Below are 16,613 nucleotides of genomic sequence, written 5' to 3'. Positions count from 1 at the left end.
CCGCCGACCCCCCGCGCGATGGCCTCTGCGACGTCGGCCGCGGTGACGTCGGCCCCGAGATCGACGAAGGCCGTGCGCGCGCCTTCCGGCGTCAACCGTTCGCGGTAGGCGGCGCGCGCCGCGGCGTCGTCGGGCGCGTCGGCGGCGCCGGACGCTTCGGGCGCCGGACAATCGACTACGGCGCCGAGCCGGCGCGCCGCCTCCGCGCCCGCCGCATGCCCGCCGGCGACGGCGTCCGCCATGTCCGGCCCGTCCGTCACGATGATCGCGTCGCCCGCGCCGCCCCAGAGGTCGTCGCGCGGGGCGAGCCCGCCCGAGACCACCAGCGCGTCGGCGAACAGGCGCCGCGGCGCGGCGGCGATCCCCTCGCCGAAGCGGTTGCGGGCGGTGACGCTCACGACGCGGTCGCCCCCGGACGAGGTCTCCACGCCGTCCACCACGCTCGCGAAGCTCATTGGCGCGCCAAGCGCCTTGGCGAGGTTGACCATGGGCGTGTCGGGGTTCTCGCGCGCGTCGACCGTCATCTCCACCGTAACCCCGGCCTCGCGCAGGTCGATGGCCGTGCGGTGGCCTTCGTCGCTGGCGGTCGCGATCACGACGCGCGCGCCCGGAGCGACGGCGTAGCGGCGCAGCAAGGCGCGCGCGGCTCCGGCCAGGATCACGCCCGGCCGGTCGTTGCCGGCGAAGAGGAGCCCGCGTTCGCGCCAGCCAGTCGCGATCACCAGCGCGCGCGGTTCGATCAGCCGCAGCCGAAGGGGACCGGGGCGCGGTCCGGGTCCGCGGTCGAGCGCTGTCACGGCGCCGTTCGCGTCGACTGCGACGGCGACCGCGCGGAGCGCGATCTCGGCGCCCCGATCGACGAGGCCGGCGGCGCGGTCCCGCGCCCAGGCGAGCGGCGGCCGACCGTCGACCGTTTCGTCATAGAGGTCGGCGGCGCCGCCGACGCGGGGAGCCGCCTCGACCATAACGACGCGCAGCCCCGCCGCGGCGGCCGCGGATGCGGCCGCGAGGCCGGCGAGGCCCGCGCCAATCACCAGCACGTCGCAGCTCTCGCGCGTCGCGGGCGTCGCGACCGCGTCGAACGGCCGGTCGACGGCCGGCAACGGGAGATGTCGCGCGAGCCGCGCGGCGAGGCGCCGCCCGAGCGGCGGCAGCCGTCCGGACGCGCCCGCGGCGGCGGAGCCGCGTCGCTCGAACAGCCGCGCCAACGGAGATGCGTCGTCAGCGGGCGGACGGGCGACGAAGCCTTCGGTCAGCCCAAGGAAGTCCGCCGGGCCCGGATCGGCGTCGGCCTCTGCGCACGCCCAGGCGTGGGGATCGTCCGCGCCAAGCGCGAACAGGCCGCGCGGGCGGCCGAGCAGGGCGCTACGCCCGAACACCACCGAACCGGAGGCGAGCAGGGCGCTCGCCAGCGTGTCGCCGTAAAGGCCGACGAGCGGGCGGCCGTCATAGCGTCCGCCCACGGGTTCGCTGCGGTCGATCTCCGTCCCGAACCGGGCCGGAGCCGTGGCGGGCAGCCGGTGGAAGCCGCTCATGACGCTATCTCCGCGAGGCGCGGCGCAGCCCGGCGCGTCGGCGCGAACGGCGCGAAGTCGGGATCGTCTCGGCCGCCGCCGAGCGCGGCGGCAAGGTGTTCGGCCGCGGCGAAGACCGGGCTCAGCGCGTCGCGGCCGAAGCCCAACGCGAGCCACAGCCCGTCGATGTCGGCCGGTCCAATCTGCGCGCGGCCGTCGACGCCGGTCCAGAGCGTCACCGGCTGTTCGAACGCCACCTCGAGCGCGGCGAGTTCCGGCGCGAGCGCGATCGCCCGCGTCGCGATCGCGTCGGCCCCGCAGGGCCCGGACAGGGTCGCCGCGCCGGTCGCGCAGCGCGCGAGCGTGAGATCGCCGGCGATGACGGCGGCGCCCAGTTCGGGCGCTCCGGCCCCGGTCGTGAGCGCCGTCCGCTCCTCGCGCCGGAGCGAGAGCCGGCCGCGTCCCTCCCGCACCAGCCGGATCGCGGAGGCGTCGTCGGCGAGCGCCACCGCGCCGGCGCGCACGAAGCGGCCGCCGAGCTCCACGCCGATCACGGCTTGCCCGTCGCGGGCCAGCGCGTCGACGCGCGCGCCAGGAAAGATCGCGGCGCCGGCCTCCTCGGCGGCGCGGGCGAGGCCGAGCGTGAGGCAGTCGGCCTCGACGACCATGGCGCCGGCCTCGTGCTGGGCGGGCGCGAGCCCGCGTCCGCGCCCGAGCGGCGGCGCCAGGGCCGCCACCTCGCGGGCGGGCACCATCCAGGCCTCGACGCCATGCGCCTTGGCGTGGCCGGATTCGGTGCCGAGCGTCCGCACCCGATCCTCGTCGAGGCCGAGCGTGAGGCAGCCCGCGCGCTCCGCCATGGGAGAAGGGGTGAGCCAGCGGGCGAGCTTCGCCAGACGCTGCGGCGCGTCCGCCTGGATCGCGATGCGCCCCGCGTCCGGATGGGCGGCGCGCACCACCGGCCATGCGCGCTCGGCCGGCGTCGGCTCGATCGCGCCGGGCGCGAGCATCGCCACCGCCGCTCCGTTTCCGGCGCAGGCGCGGGCGAGCGCCGAAGCGAGCGCTCCTCCGCCGATCACGATTACGTCGTAGCCGTTCGCAGGCTGGGGCCGCTCACGGGCGGCGAAGGCGGACGGCGGAAAGGCGCGGGCGGGAAACAGGCTTCCTATCAATTCGGTCTCGTCGGCGGGACGCCGTCGGAATGACGGCCGGGTCGGGCTGGACCACGTCTAAACTAACGCGTCCCGCGCAGGCGTCAGCCGGTTCGATGTGAAATGGCCGCTCGTGGCGCCAAAGCGTTAGGACGGCGCGACCCCGTGCCTCTTCTCCCGGAGCGCCAACGCGGCTATGTCCTGCGCTGAATTTGGAAAAGGACCAAACTCGGCGATGGAGCTTTGGATCGTCCTCGCGGTGATGACGGGCGCGGCGATGCTGCTGGTGCTGTGGCCGCTGGCGCGCAGCCGTGCGCGCGAGAACGACGCCGCCGGCGACGTCGCCGTGTACCGCGACCAGCTCGACGAGATCGAGCGTGACCGCGCCCGCGGCCTGATCGGCGGGCGCGAGGCGGACGCCGCCCGCGCCGAGATCGCCCGGCGGCTGTTCGCGGCGACAGAGCGGAGCGAGGCGGCCCTCGCGACCGACACCGGACAGGGCGCGACCTGGCGCCGCCGCGTCGCGGCGGTCTCGGCGCTGGTCGCCGTGCCGGCGATCGCGCTTGGGACCTACGCCGCCATCGGCCGGCCCGACATCGCCGATCATCCGCTTTCGGCGCGCCTTAAGGCTCCCGTCGACACCAACAACGTCGCCGAGCTGGTCTCGCGCGTCGAAGCCGAGCTTGCGCGCAACCCGGGCGACGGCCGCGGGTGGATGGTGCTGGGCCCCGTCTACATGCGGCTCGGCCGCGCCGACGACGCCGCCACGGCATACGCCAACGCGATCCGGACGCTCGGGTCTTCCGGCGAGCTCGAGGCGAATCTGGGCGAGGCTTTGACGGCCGCCGCCGACGGCGTCGTGACCGCCGACGCCCGCGCGGCCTTCGAGCGCGCGGCGAAGGCCAATCCGCCCTCCGTGAAGGGCTCCGTCTATCTTGCCCGCGCCGAGGCGCAGGACGGCGATCTCGCCGGCGCGATCGCCCGGCTCAGGGCCGTGATCGTCGCCGCGCCCGCCGACGCGCCGTATCTCGACGGCGTCCGCGGCGAGCTGCAGCGCCTCGCCGCCACACCGCCGCTGCCGATGCCGAGCCAGGAGGAGGCCGCGGTCGCCAAGACGCCGGAGGAGCGCATGGCGCTGATCCGCGGCATGGTCGACCGGCTCGAGGCCCGCGTGAGCGAGAGCGGCGAGATCGGCGACTGGCTCCGCCTGGTGCAGTCGCGGGCGGCGCTCGGCGACCTCGACCGCGCCCGGTCCTCGCTCGCCGCCGCGCGCGAGAAGTTCGGCTCAGATCCACGCTCGGCGGCCCGGCTCGACGCGCTGGCGCTCGGGGTTGGTCTTGAGGGGCGCGGCGCGTAAAGGGTATCGGGATGACGATCGACGCCTCTCAGACCGCCTTTCCCTCGCCGCGCCGCCGCGGCGCCTCGCGCAAGCGCCGCCGTCTCGCGCTGTTCGGCCTGGTCGGGATCGTGCTCGCCGCCGCGACGGCGCTGGTGCTGACGGCGCTCGACGACACCATCGTGTTCTTCCGCACCCCGAGCGAGATCGCCCAGCGCGGCGAGGCGCCCGGAACGCGGCTTCGTCTCGGCGGGCTGGTGAAGGCCGGATCGATCTCCCATGACGGTCCGAACGTGCGCTTCACCGTCACCGACAACGCCCGCGACATGCCCGTGACCTATTCCGGCCTGCTGCCCGACCTGTTCCGCGAGGGCCAGGGCGTCGTGTCCGAGGGCGTGCTGCAGGACGACGGCACGTTCAAGGCCGACACCGTGCTCGCCAAGCACGACGAGAACTACATGCCCAAGGACGTCGCCGACCGCATGAAGGCGCAGGGTCTCTGGAAGGGCGACGAAGCCGGGGGCGCCAAGTGATCGCCGAGATCGGCCACTACGCGCTCGTCCTCGCGCTTGCGCTCGCGATCCTGCAGTCGGTGCTGCCGATCTGGGGCGCGCGCGTCCGCGACGCCGCGCTGATGGGTCTCGCGAGCCCGCTCGCCTTCGGCCAGCTCGCTCTGGTCGCGGTGTCGTTCGCGGCGCTCACCCACGCCTACGTCACCTCCGATTTCTCGCTCGTGAACGTGGTGGAGAACTCCCACTCCGCGAAGCCGCTGATCTACAAGATCTCGGGCGTGTGGGGGAACCACGAGGGCTCGCTGCTGCTCTGGGTGCTGATCCTCGCGCTGTTCAGCGCGCTGGTGGCGGGCTTCGGCCGCAACCTGCCGGAGCGGCTGAAGGCGGACGTGCTCGGCGTGCAGGCGACGATCTCGGTCGCGTTCCTGCTGTTCGTGCTGATCACCTCGAACCCGTTCGCTCGGCTCGACCAGCCGCCGCTCGAGGGGCAGGACCTCAACCCGCTGCTGCAGGATCCCGGCCTCGCGATCCATCCGCCGCTGCTCTATGTCGGCTATGTCGGCTTCTCGATGGCGTTCTCCTTCGCCGTCGCCGCCCTGATCGAGGGCAAGGTCGACGCGGCCTGGGCGCGCTGGGTGCGCCCCTGGACGCTGACGGCGTGGCTGTTCCTGACGCTCGGCATCGCGATGGGCTCCTACTGGGCCTATTACGAGCTCGGCTGGGGCGGCTTCTGGTTCTGGGACCCGGTCGAGAACGCCTCGCTGATGCCGTGGCTCTCCGGCACCGCGCTGCTGCACTCCGCCGTGGTGATGGAGAAGCGCGAGGCCCTGAAGGTCTGGACCGTGCTGCTCGCGCTCCTCACCTTCGCGCTGTCGCTGCTCGGCACCTTCATCGTGCGCTCGGGCGTCCTGACTTCGGTCCACGCCTTCGCGGTGGACCCGGCGCGCGGCGTCGCGATCCTGATCATCCTCGTGGTCTTCGTCGGCGGCAGCCTCGCGCTCTACGCGCTGCGCGCGCCGTCGCTGAAGCAGGGCGGCGTGTTCGCGCCGGTCAGCCGCGAAGGCGCGCTGGTGCTGAACAACCTGTTCCTGACGGCGGCCTGCGCCGCGGTGTTCGTCGGCACGCTCTACCCGCTCGCGCTGGAGGCCGTGACCGGCGAGAAGATCTCGGTCGGGCCGCCCTTCTTCAACAACACCTTCGGCCCGCTGATGCTGCCGGTGATGCTGGTGATGCCGTTCGCGCCGCTGCTCGCGTGGAAGCGCGGCGACGCGACCCGCGCGCTGAACGGCCTGCTCGGCGCGATCGCCGTCGCAGTGGTCGCGACCGCGCTGGTCGCGGGCTTCGTGCGCGGCGGCCCGACGCTGGCTCCGCTCGGCGTCGGCCTCGCGCTGTTCGCCATCGTCGGCGCCTTCGCGGAGATCGCCGAGCGCGCGAAGCTGTTCCGCGCCTCGCCGGCGGAGTCGCTCCGGCGCGCCCGCGGCCTGCCGTCCTCGGCCTGGGGCGGGGCGCTCGCCCATGCCGGCATGGGCGTGACGCTGCTCGGCGTCGTGGCGGCGACCGCCTGGGAGAGCGAATCCGTGTCGGCGCTCAAGCAGGGCCAGACGGTCCAGATCGCCGGCTACGACATCTCCTATGACGGCATGATCCAGCGGCAGGGGCCGAACTTCCGCTCGACGGTCGCGAAGCTCACAGTGCGCAGGGACGGCGCGGTGGTGACGCGGCTGGAGCCGTCGCGCCGGCTCTACACCGCCCGGCAGATGGACCTGACGGAATCCTCCATCGCGACCTTCGGCCTGTCGCAGCTCTACGCCTCGGTCGGCGAGGCGCGCGGCGACGGCGCGGCGGCGCTGCGCATCACCTACAAGCCGCTGGTGACGCTGATCTGGTTCGGCTCGATCTTCATGGCGCTCGGCGGTTGCCTGTCGCTCGCGGACCGGCGTCTGCGCGTCGGCGCGCCCCGCAAGAGCGCCCGCGCCCTGCCGGCCGCCCACCCGGCGCCGGCGGAGTGACGGCGCTGCGCTCGGGCGGCAGGCTCCTGGCCGTGATCGCCATGGCGTTCGCTCTGGCCGCGCCCGCCGCCGCGGTGCAGCCCGGCGAGGAGCTGAACGACCCGCAGCTCGAGGCCCGCGCGCGGGCGCTCAGCTACGAGCTCCGCTGCATGGTCTGCCAGAACCAGTCGATCGACGACAGCGACGCTCCGCTCGCGAAGGATCTCCGGGTGCTGGTCCGGGAGCGGATACAGGCTGGCGACAGCGACGCGCAGGTCCTGTCCTTCCTCACCGCGCGCTACGGCGAGTTCGTGCTGCTGCGGCCGCGCTTCACCTGGGAGACGGCGCTGCTGTGGCTGTTCGCCCCAGCGGTGCTGGCGGTCGGCCTGATCGGCTATCTCGTCTGGGGCCTGCGCTCGCGCCGCAGGGCGACGGGCGCCGACGGCCTGAGCGAGGCCGAGCAGGCGCGGCTGCAGGCCCTGCTCGACCGCGAGGACGGCTCCCGTCCGGCCTGAACGCAGGCCGCGCCGTCTCGCGGCGGCGTGATCGCCTTACGGAGATTTCATGCTCCGGACAGCGTTACGTAAGCTCGGACAGGTGAATCTCCGGACCGACCGCCCATATGAGGCGTCAGGTTCACCGCTTCGGAGATCTTGCCCGATGTCGACTTCGCCCCGTTCCTCCAAACCCGAAGGCGGGTTCCTGGCGCGCCGCCGCGCGACGCTCCTCGCCTCAGCGATCGCGCTCGGCGTCGCAGGCACGCTTGGCGTGCAGGCGTTCACCGTCGGCGTGACGCCGGCCCGCGCCGAATCCTCCGCGATCGCGCCGCAGGCGGCGCCGGCGCTTCCGAGCTTCGCCGACGTCGCCGACCGCGTACGTCCGGCGGTCGTCAGTGTGCGGGTGAAGACCGAGGCCACCGGCCCCCTCGCCATGGGCCCGGGAGGCCCCGGCGGTCCCGGAGCGCCCGGCCAGCGCGGGCCCGGCGGCATTCCCGGTCTCGACCAGCTCCCCGACGACCATCCGCTGAAGCGCTTCTTCAAGCAGTTCGGCCAGGGCGACGAGCAGCAGCAGCGCCGCAATCCGCGCCGCTTCGGCATGAGCCAGGGCTCGGGCTTCTTCATCTCCGGCGACGGCTACGTGGTGACCAACAACCACGTCGTGGCGAACGCCAAGGAGGTCGAGCTCGTCCGCGACGACGCCAAGACCACGCTGAAGGCCAAGGTGGTGGGCACGGACCCGCGCACCGACGTCGCGCTGCTGAAGGTCGAGGGCGACCGCAAGGACTGGCCGTACGTGACCTTCGCGGACAACAAGCAGACCCGCATCGGCGACTGGGTGATCGCGGTCGGCAACCCGTTCGGCCTCGGCGGCACGGTGACGGCCGGCATCGTTTCGGCGCGCGGACGCGACATCGGCGCCGGGCCTTATGACGACTTCCTGCAGATCGACGCGGCGGTGAACCACGGCAACTCGGGCGGCCCGACCTTCAACCTGCGGGGCGAGGTCGTCGGCGTGAACACGGCGATCTACTCGCCGTCCGGCGGCAATGTCGGCGTCGCGTTCTCGATCCCGGCCGAGATCGTGACCGACGTCGTGGCCAAGCTGAAGGACGGCGGCGTGGTCGAGCGCGGCTACATCGGCGTGCAGATCCAGCCCGTGACCGACGAGATCGCCGAAAGCCTCGGCCTGAAGACGGCGCAGGGCGCGCTGGTGGCGGAGGCGCAGAGCGGCACCCCCGGCGAAAAGGCGGGCCTGAAGTCCGGCGACGTCATCCAGAAGGTCAACGGCGAGTCCGTCGCCGAGGCCCGCGACCTGTCGCGCAAGATCGCGTCGTTCAGCCCCGGCACCAAGGTCGAGCTGACCTACTGGCGCGACGGCAAGGAGCTGAAGACCGACCTGACGCTCGGCAAGCTGCCGGACCAGCAGCAGGCCTCGCTCAACAGCGACGACGACTCCGAGAGCGACACGGGCGCGGCGAACGTCAAGCTTGGCATCCAGGTGACGCCGGCGAGCCGCGTCGCCGGTTCGGGCGACAAGGGCCTCGTGGTCACCGGCGTCGACGACGACGGCCAGGCCGCGGGCAAGCTCGAGCAGGGCGACGTGATCCTCGAAGTCGGCGGCCGCGAGGTGACGTCGGCCAAGGACGTCACGGCATCGCTCGACGCCGCCCAGAAGAGCGGAAAGCGCTCGGTTCTGCTGCGCGTGAAGCGCAACGACGCCACCCGGTTCGTGCCGGTCGAGATCGGCCGCGGCTGACGCCGCGGCCGCCACGCCCCGGGCGTCCGTGGCCTCCGAACCACGCCCGGGTCCGTGATGCGGGCGGCAGGCCGCTGTTTCCCCCTTCAGCGCGCCTGCCGCTTCGCCACCTCCAGCGGCCTTCCGGAGCCTCGTCCCTCGACTCCGGGAGGTCGCCTCTTCCCCGCCTGAAGCCCGCGGGCGCCGCCGCGGCGCTCAATCCGCTTGCGGCTGCGCGGGAGGCGCGCCATGACCTCGTCCATGAAGCTTCTGATCGTTGAGGATGACCGTGAGGCCGCGGCCTACATGGTGAAGGCCCTGAGCGAGGCCGGGCACGTGGCCGATCACGCCTCTGACGGCGCCGAGGGCTACGAATTCGCGACCTCCGGCTCCTATGACGTGCTGGTGGTCGACCGCATGCTTCCCAAGCTCGACGGGCTGAGCCTGATCGGCCGGCTGAGGGCGGAAGGCGCGACCACGCCGGTGCTGATCCTGTCGGCGCTCGGCCATGTGGACGACCGCGTGCAGGGCCTGCGCGCCGGCGGCGACGACTACCTCACCAAGCCCTACGCCTTCGCCGAACTGCTCGCCCGCGTCGAGACGCTCGCCCGCCGCGGCCAGGCCAGCGCCGGCGAGACGGTCTATCGTGTGGCGGATCTCGAGATCGACCGCCTGTCGCACAGCTGCAGCCGCGCCGGGCAGGAGATCGTACTGCAGCCGCGCGAGTTCCGGCTGCTCGAATACCTGATGCGCAACGCCGGCCAGGTCGTGACCCGCACCATGCTGCTGGAGAACGTCTGGGACTACCATTTCGATCCGCAGACCAACGTCATCGACGTCCATGTCTCGCGGCTCCGGTCGAAGATCGACAAGGGGTTCGACAAGCCGCTGCTGCACACCGTGCGCGGCGCCGGATATCTGATCCGTGACGGCGCTCGGTAAGCTTCTCCGCACCACCGCGTTCAAGCTCGCGCTCGCCTATCTCGTCGTGTTCGCGACGCTGTCCGTCGTCGTCCTGATCTACGTCTCCTGGCACGCCAACGCCCTGATCGCGGGCCAGCTCAACGCCACCGTCAACGCCGAGATCACCGGGCTCGCCGAGCAGTACCGGCAGGGCGGCATCCGCCGTCTGGTCGCGATCGTCGAGGAACGCTCCAACCGCTCCGGCGGCTCGATCTACCTCGTCACCACCATGACCGGCGAGGTGCTGGCCGGGAACGTCTCCGGACTGCCGGACGCCTCGCTCGCCGAAGCCGGCGAACGCGAGCTGCCGTACCAGCGGGTGGGCGAGACCGCGGCGGCGCCCTATCCCGCGGTCGTGCGTGTGTTCGTGCTGCCGGGCGGCTACCGGCTGCTGGTCGGGCGCGACACCGAGGAGCGCGAGCGGCTGTCCGCGGTGATCTCCAACGCGGTGCAGTGGTCGCTGGCGCTGGTCGTGGTGCTCGGCCTCGCCGGCGGCGTGTTCGTGGCGAAGCGGGTGCTCGGCCGCATCGACGCCATGACCGACACCGCCCGCACCATCATGGCGGGCGATCTGTCCGGGCGTCTCGCCGTGACGGGCTCGGACGACGAGTTCGACCGGCTGGCGCAGGCCACCAACGCGATGCTCGACCGCATCAACGAGCTGATGGCGGGCCTGAAGGAGGTCTCCGACAACATCGCCCACGATCTCAAGACGCCGCTGACGCGGTTGCGCAACCGCGCGGAGACCGCGCTGCGCACGGCGCGCAACGAGGACGAGTGGCAGGCGTCGGTCGAGCAGATCATCGCCGACGCCGACGCCATGCTCGGCATCTTCAACGCGCTGCTGCTGATCGCGCGGGCGGAGTCCGGCGGCGGGCGCGACCAGCTCGTTCCGGTCGACCTCGCCGACATCGCCCAGAGCGTTGCCGAGCTCTACGAGCCGCTCGCCGAGGAGCGCGGCGCGCGACTCACCGTGAGCGCGCCGACGCCGATCCGGCTGCTCGGCAGCCGCGAGCTCATCGGGCAGGCGGTCGCCAACCTGATCGAGAACGCGCTGAACTACGCCGCGGCGGACGGCGGCGAGGTCGCGGTTTCGGCGACCGCGGACGAAGACGGCGCTCGGCTCGTCGTCGCCGACCGCGGGCCCGGCGTGCCGGAGGCCGACCGCGTCCGCGCGCTGGAGCGCTTCGTGCGGCTCGACAGCAGCCGCTCACGTCCGGGCTCAGGCCTCGGTCTGGCGCTCGTCGCCGCCGTCGCCCGCCTGCACGGAGGGACGCTGACGCTTGAGGACAACGCGCCCGGCCTCCGTGCGGTGCTGGCCTTGCCGCTCACGCCGGCGGCGCTGCCTGCGCCCTCGACGCCGGCCCTCGCGCCCCCGCGCGGCGCGGCGTCGACGTAGCCGGGCGCCGTTTAATCCGTCATTCGGGCTTGGGGGCGGCCGCCCGGACGCTTACAACGTCGGGCGGAGGAAATGCCCATGACCGCTCGCAAGACGACCGCACGACAAGCGGCCGCGGCGGCGCAGGAGCAGGATGCGCGCGCGCTCGCCGTGCGCGTCCGGTCGTCTGCGACGCCCGCCGACTCGAAGGCCGCGCGCCGGAAGCTTGACGATCTCGCCGCCGAGGCGCCCGAGATCGCGGCGCTAGCTGAGCGGCCTGAGCTCCGCCAGTTGCTCGAGGCGGTCGCGGACGGATCGTCCTTCCTGTGGAGCCTGATCGAGCGTCAGCCGGCCCGCGCGGTCGAACTGTTCGAGTGCGAGCCGGAAGCGCGCCTTGCGGAGCTGCTGGACGCGGTCGCCGCCGCGCCCCTCGGCGACCGCGCGGCGCTCATGGGGCTGCTGCGTCGGTCCCGCGCCGAACTCGCGCTGCTGGCCGCGCTCGCCGACATCGGCGGGGTCTGGGGTCCGGCGGAGGTGACGTCCGCCCTGTCGAGCTTCGCCGACGCCGCCATTCGCGCCGCGCTCCGCTTCGCGCTGGTCGAAGCGCATCAGGCCGGTCGGATCGCGCTGCGCGACCCTTCCGACCCCGAGACGGGCTCGGGGCTGTTCGTGCTGGGCATGGGCAAGCTCGGCGCCGGCGAGCTGAACTATTCCTCCGACGTCGATCTCGTCATTTTTTACGACGCGCAGGTCGCGCCGCTCGCGGAGCCTGCGGAGGCGACGCAGACCTTCGCGCGGGTGACGCAGACGCTCGTGAAGCTGCTGCAGGAGCGCACCGCCGACGGTTATGTCGTGCGCGTCGACCTCCGCCTGCGGCCCGATCCCGGCGCGACTCCGGTCGCGCTCTCCCGCGACGCCGCGATGCTCTACTACGAGACGGTCGGGCAGAATTGGGAGCGCGCGGCCATGATCAAGGCCCGCGTCGTCGCCGGCGACACGGCCGCAGGCGAAGCGTTCCTGTCCGAGTTGCGCCCCTTCGTCTGGCGTCGTTCGCTCGACCACGCGGCGATCTCCGACATCCACGCGATGAAGCGCCAGATCCACGCGCACAAGGGCCATGGCGAGATCGCGGTCGAAGGCCACAATCTCAAGCTCGGCCGCGGCGGCATCCGCGAGATCGAATTTTTCGTTCAGACCCAGCAGCTTGTGGCCGGAGGTCGAGATCCCGACTTAAGAGTGCGCGGCACCGTGCAGGGCCTCGCCCGGCTCGCGGGCGCCGGCTGGATCACCCCGCGCGCCCGCGACGAGCTGACCGAGGCCTACGGTTTTCTGCGCACGATCGAGCATCGGCTGCAGATGCGCGACGACGCGCAGACCCATTCGCTCCCCGACGACGCGAAGGAGCTCGCGGCCTTCGCGCATTTTTGCGGCTTCGACGGCCGCGCCGCTTTCGCGGACGCGCTGGTGCGGCGGCTCGAACTGGTGCGGCGGCACTACGCCCGGCTGTTCGAGGACGCTCCGCCGCTCGCCTCCGACGTCGGCGACCTGGTGTTTACGGGCGAAGCAGACGATCCCGCGACGCTCACGACCATCGCCGCGCTCGGCTATCGCGAGCCCGCCTCGGTCTCCGCGATCGTCCGCGGCTGGCATCACGGGCGCTACCCGTCCATGCGGAGTTCGCGCGCGAGAGAGCTTCTGACGGAGCTGGTGCCCGCGCTGCTGACCGCCTTCGCAGCCTCAGGCCGGCCGGACGAGGCGCTGTTCGGCTTCGACAAGGCGCTGGAGCGGACTAGGTCCGGCGTCGCGCTTCTGGCTCTGATCCGCGCCAATCCGCAGGTGCTGTCGCTGCTCGCCGACGTGCTCGGCGCGGCGCCCAAGCTCGGCGAAACGCTCGCCCGCCGCCCGCGCGTGCTCGACGCGCTGCTCGATCCCGCCTTCTTCGGCCACCTGCCGGACGCGGTCGAGATCGAGGAGCGCGTGGCGCAGGCGCTCGATCAGGCCGCCTCCTACGAGGACGCGCTCGATCAAGCGCGCATCGTCGGGCAGGAGCTCAAGACGCTGGTGTCGCTGCGCGTCGCCGCCGGCGCGGTCGGGGCGGACCAGGCAAGCGTCGTCTTCACCCATATCGCCGACGCGCTGATCCGCGCCCTGTTCGAGCGCGTGGAGCGCGAGCTCCGCGAGGCCCATGGCCGGGTTCCCGGCGGCGCTGCGGCGGTGGTCGCGCTCGGAAAGCTCGGCGGCGAGGAGATGACGGCGGCGTCGGATCTCGACATCATCCTGCTTTACGACCATCCGGACTCCGCGCCCGACAGCGACGGTCCTCGCCCGCTGGCGCCGAGCCAGTATTACGCCCGCCTGACGCAGCGGCTGCTCGCGGCCCTGTCCGCACCGACGGGCGAGGGCGTGCTCTACGACGTCGACGTGCGGCTGCGGCCTTCGGGCCGCGCCGGTCCGCTTGCGACCCGGCTGAAGGCGTTCGAACTCTATCAGGCCGAAGAGGCCGAGACCTGGGAGCACATGGCGCTGACCCGCGCCCGCGTGGTGGCGGGCGGGAAGGCGTTCCGCCGCACCGTCGGGCGCGCCATCGGCAAGGTGCTGTGCGCCCCACACGACCGCGCCCGCGTGGCCGCCGACGTGAAGGCGATGCGCGCCCTGCTCGACAAGGAGAAGGGCGGCGGCGGGATCTGGAACCTCAAGCATGCGCCGGGCGGGCTGGTGGACGTCGAGTTCGCGGTGCAGGCGCTGCAGCTCGCCCACGCCGCGAAGAAACCCGAAGCCCTGTTCACGGCGGTGATCCCGGCGCTCGACCGGGCGCGCCGGCTGCGGCTGCTGTCGGCGGACGACCATGAGCCGCTGATCGCCGCGGCTCGGCTCCAGCAGGACCTGACGCAGATCCTGCGGCTGGCGCTCGGCGAGGCGTTCGACCCGGCGTCCGCCCCCCCGGCGCTGAAGCTGCTGCTCGCCCGCACCGCCCACGAGCCCGACTTCAAGCGGCTGGAGGCGACGCTCGCGGAGACGCAGAAGGCCGCGCGGCAGGCGTTCAAACGGGTGCTGGCGGGGCTGCGGTAGCGGCGGGCGAGACGACCCGCCGCCGTCTCAGGCGATCTTGTCTTCGAGGATTTCGCCGTCCGCCCGGACGGGCAGGCGGACCAGCACCACGGTGCCGGCGCCGACGGTGGAGCGGATGCGCATGACGCCGCCGTGCAACTCGGCGAGCGAGCGGGAGATCGCGAGGCCTAGGCCGGAGCCCTTGTGGCTCTTAGAGAACTGGCTTTCCACCTGCTCGAACGGGCGGCCGAGCTTCGGCAGAGCTTCCTTCGGGATGCCGATGCCGGTGTCCTCGATGTATAGGTTCATCGCGCCGCCGACCGCGCGGGTGCGCACGGTGATGCGGCCGCCGGGCGGGGTGAACTTCACCGCGTTCGAGAGCAGGTTGAGCAGGATCTGCTTGAGCGCGCGGCGGTCGACCTCGACCGTGACGCCGGTCGCGGCCTCGGCGCGCAGCGCGATCGACTTCTCTTCGGCCCGGGGCGTGATGACGCGCATGGCTTCGAGCACGACCTTGTCGATGTCGAGCGTCTCGCGCGACAGGCCGAAGCGGCCGGCCTCGATCTTCGACATGTCCAGCACGTCGTTGATGACGTCGAGCAGATGCTGGCCGCTTTCGCGGATGTCGCGGCAGTACTCGTAGTACTTCTCGGAGCCGAGATTGCCGAACATGCCGCTCTCCATGATCTCGGAGAAGCCGATGATCGCGTTGAGCGGCGTGCGGAGCTCGTGGGAGATGTTGGCGAGGAAGTCGGACTTGGCCTTGGAGGCGGTCTCGGCCTCGCTCTTCTGCTCGGCGTACTTCTCGGCGAGGTCGGCGAGCTGCTGGGCCTGGATCTCCAGCGTCTGCCGCGACTTGCGAAGGTCGGCGACGTTGGCGATCAACGCTCGCTCGCTCTCCATCAGCCGCTCTTCCTGCCGCTTGAGCGAGGTGATGTCGGTGCCGACCGAAACGAAGCCGCCGTCCTTGGTGCGGCGCTCGTTGATGTGCAGCCAGCGGCCGTCCTCGATCTGCGCGTCGTAGGTGCGGGCGCCTTCCTCGACGCGGCCTTCGGGCTTCACCGGCGTCAGGATCACCGGCTGGCGGCCGGCCGCGATGATGTCGTCCCGCGCCGCGCCCGGCGCGACGACCCCCTCGTCGAGTTCGTAGAGGTCCTGGAATTTCGAGTTGCACATCACCAGGCGGTTCTCGCTGTCCCACAGCACGAAGGCCTCGGAGATGGTCTCGATCGCGTCGCGCAGCCGCATGTCGGCGGTGGCGGCGCCCTCGGCGAGGCGCTTCTGCTCGGTGACGTCGACGCAGATGCCGATGAGGCGCGGGCCATCCTCGCCCTTGTTGCGCACCAGTTCGGCGCGGGCCCGCAGCCAGAGCCATTCGCCGCGCGCGTCACGGATGCGGAACATGCGGTCGATCGAGGTGGTGACGCCGCGGGCGATCTCGTCGGCGAGCGCGTAGAAGTCGCTGTCGTCGGGGTGGATCAGCGCGTTGAACTCGCCGAACGAGACCAGCTCGTCGCGCGGCGTGTAGCCGAGCAGCTCGAACAGCGAGCGCGACCAGAAGATGCGGCCGCGCGCGACGTCCCAGTCGAACAGGCCGGAGCGGCCGCGGGACAGCGCCGTGTCGACCTGCTGGCGGACATGGGCGTTGGCGCGCTCGCCCTCGCGGGCGCGGGCGGCCTGCCAATGGAAGGCGACGCCCAGCAGGGCGAGCACGAGGCTGGTGGAGGCGAACAGCGTGACGGCGCCATGCGTAGCCGTGCGCCAGCTTTCGAGCGCGGCGTCGACGTTCTGCACCAGCGCGATCTGTCCCGGACGGCCGTAAGGCAGGTTGCGGACGGTCGCGAGCGCGGTCACGCCGTCGGGCAGGGTCAGGCTCATCACGCCGGCGCGCTCGCCGAAGGTGGTGAGCGGCTGGGTCGCGCCGAGCAGCGTCACGAGATCCGAAGGCGGCTGGCCTTCCGGCGCGCCGAGCGCGACGGAGACACGGCCGGTCTCGTCGGCGACGTAAAGCCTGCGGCCGCGCTCCGTCGTGGCGCGGGGCAGGGCGGCGGCGACGTCGTCCCCGAGCTTGCCGTCGCGGTTCTGGTCGGTGACGCGCGGCAGCTCCTGCGCCGCCAGCGTCGCCAGCAGATCGAGCTCGTCGGTCGCGTTCCGGAGCGCGTCGCTCCGGCTGTCGAGCGCCTGCATCAGCGCCCCGGCGCCGACGACGCAGAGGAAGGCGACGATCAGCGCCGGGATGAGCTTACGGAGGACGGGTTCGGCGTCGTCGAGGCCGAATTTCGACCGGGACAGGGATCCTGCGATCTTCTTCACGCCGAAGCTACGCACAGGCATTCCCGCCACGTTGGCGCGCGCCATCGCAGTGTCCTTCCGGCCGATATGAGCTGAAGTCGATCGGAGAAGAACCCCACGTTCCGATTCGACTTGGCTATTAGAATCAATACCGGCCTGCACTGTCCAGTACGAATTAACGTACGATTAAATACTT

General features: G+C 72.3%; 11 protein-coding genes. 8 read left to right on the top strand and 3 right to left on the bottom strand.

Translation table 11 applies throughout. From position 1 onward, the window contains the following. The coding region (locus tag ACFSCV_RS04135) for an NAD(P)-binding protein (RefSeq protein WP_378797269.1) at nucleotides 1–1,535 on the bottom strand (1,535 nt) is incomplete at its 3' end. After that, nucleotides 1,532–2,686, bottom strand: coding sequence for an NAD(P)/FAD-dependent oxidoreductase (locus tag ACFSCV_RS04130; protein WP_378797267.1), 1,155 nt, complete (start codon nucleotides 2,684–2,686; stop codon nucleotides 1,532–1,534). The genes ACFSCV_RS04130 and ACFSCV_RS04135, both read right to left, overlap by 4 nt. A 214-nt stretch (nucleotides 2,687–2,900) precedes the next feature. Here ACFSCV_RS04130 and ccmI point away from each other — a divergent pair, with 214 nt between their 5' ends. The 8 genes from ccmI to ACFSCV_RS04090 all read left to right on the top strand — a co-directional run bounded on the left by ccmI (nucleotide 2,901) and on the right by ACFSCV_RS04090 (nucleotide 14,146). Further along, nucleotides 2,901–4,022: a c-type cytochrome biogenesis protein CcmI gene (ccmI, locus tag ACFSCV_RS04125; protein ID WP_378797265.1), complete on the top strand. Its 1,122-nt coding sequence runs from the start codon at nucleotides 2,901–2,903 to the stop codon at nucleotides 4,020–4,022. An 11-nt stretch (nucleotides 4,023–4,033) separates the two neighbouring features. Further along, a complete protein-coding gene (ccmE, locus tag ACFSCV_RS04120) occupies nucleotides 4,034–4,534 on the top strand; it encodes a cytochrome c maturation protein CcmE (protein WP_378797263.1) in 501 nt (166 codons plus the stop codon). Continuing rightward, on the top strand, nucleotides 4,531–6,522 hold the full coding sequence (locus ACFSCV_RS04115; RefSeq protein ID WP_378797261.1) for a heme lyase CcmF/NrfE family subunit: 1,992 nt from the start codon (nucleotides 4,531–4,533) through the stop codon (nucleotides 6,520–6,522). The genes ccmE and ACFSCV_RS04115 overlap by 4 nt, the downstream gene beginning before the upstream one ends. Continuing rightward, on the top strand, nucleotides 6,519–7,016 hold the full coding sequence (locus tag ACFSCV_RS04110) for a cytochrome c-type biogenesis protein (RefSeq protein ID WP_378797259.1): 498 nt from the start codon (nucleotides 6,519–6,521) through the stop codon (nucleotides 7,014–7,016). The genes ACFSCV_RS04115 and ACFSCV_RS04110 overlap by 4 nt, the downstream gene beginning before the upstream one ends. 145 nt (nucleotides 7,017–7,161) lie before the next feature. Beyond that, nucleotides 7,162–8,757 carry a Do family serine endopeptidase gene (locus tag ACFSCV_RS04105; RefSeq protein WP_378797257.1) on the top strand — a complete coding sequence of 532 codons (1,596 nt, stop codon included), beginning with the start codon at nucleotides 7,162–7,164 and terminating at the stop codon, nucleotides 8,755–8,757. A 228-nt stretch (nucleotides 8,758–8,985) separates the two neighbouring features. Further along, nucleotides 8,986–9,678, top strand: a complete 693-nt coding sequence (locus ACFSCV_RS04100; RefSeq protein WP_378797255.1) for a winged helix-turn-helix domain-containing protein — start codon at nucleotides 8,986–8,988, stop codon at nucleotides 9,676–9,678. Then, nucleotides 9,662–11,098: a sensor histidine kinase gene (locus tag ACFSCV_RS04095; protein WP_378797253.1), complete on the top strand. Its 1,437-nt coding sequence runs from the start codon at nucleotides 9,662–9,664 to the stop codon at nucleotides 11,096–11,098. Before ACFSCV_RS04100 ends, ACFSCV_RS04095 begins: the two co-directional genes overlap by 17 nt. A 78-nt stretch (nucleotides 11,099–11,176) precedes the next feature. Next, complete coding sequence (locus ACFSCV_RS04090) at nucleotides 11,177–14,146, top strand: bifunctional [glutamine synthetase] adenylyltransferase/[glutamine synthetase]-adenylyl-L-tyrosine phosphorylase (RefSeq protein WP_378797252.1); 2,970 nt, start codon at nucleotides 11,177–11,179, stop codon at nucleotides 14,144–14,146. A 27-nt stretch (nucleotides 14,147–14,173) separates the two neighbouring features. Here ACFSCV_RS04090 and ACFSCV_RS04085 read toward each other — a convergent pair whose 3' ends face one another. Further along, a complete protein-coding gene (locus ACFSCV_RS04085; protein WP_378797250.1) occupies nucleotides 14,174–16,483 on the bottom strand; it encodes a PAS domain-containing sensor histidine kinase in 2,310 nt (769 codons plus the stop codon). Nucleotides 16,484–16,613 lie beyond the last annotated feature (130 nt).

This window comes from Methylopila henanensis, assembly GCF_042681025.1.
GTDB lineage: Bacteria > Pseudomonadota > Alphaproteobacteria > Rhizobiales > Methylopilaceae > Methylopila > Methylopila henanensis.
This window is presented reverse-complemented; position numbering and strand designations above follow the sequence as displayed.

Coding starts and splice junctions, on each gene's coding strand:
- ccmI (WP_378797265.1), top strand. CDS start 2,901: ATGGAGCTTTGGATCGTCCTCGCGGTGATGACGGGCGCGGCGATGCTG.
- ccmE (WP_378797263.1), top strand. CDS start 4,034: ATGACGATCGACGCCTCTCAGACCGCCTTTCCCTCGCCGCGCCGCCGC.
- ACFSCV_RS04105 (WP_378797257.1), top strand. CDS start 7,162: ATGTCGACTTCGCCCCGTTCCTCCAAACCCGAAGGCGGGTTCCTGGCG.
- ACFSCV_RS04100 (WP_378797255.1), top strand. CDS start 8,986: ATGACCTCGTCCATGAAGCTTCTGATCGTTGAGGATGACCGTGAGGCC.
- ACFSCV_RS04090 (WP_378797252.1), top strand. CDS start 11,177: ATGACCGCTCGCAAGACGACCGCACGACAAGCGGCCGCGGCGGCGCAG.
- ACFSCV_RS04085 (WP_378797250.1), bottom strand. CDS start 16,483: ATGGCGCGCGCCAACGTGGCGGGAATGCCTGTGCGTAGCTTCGGCGTG.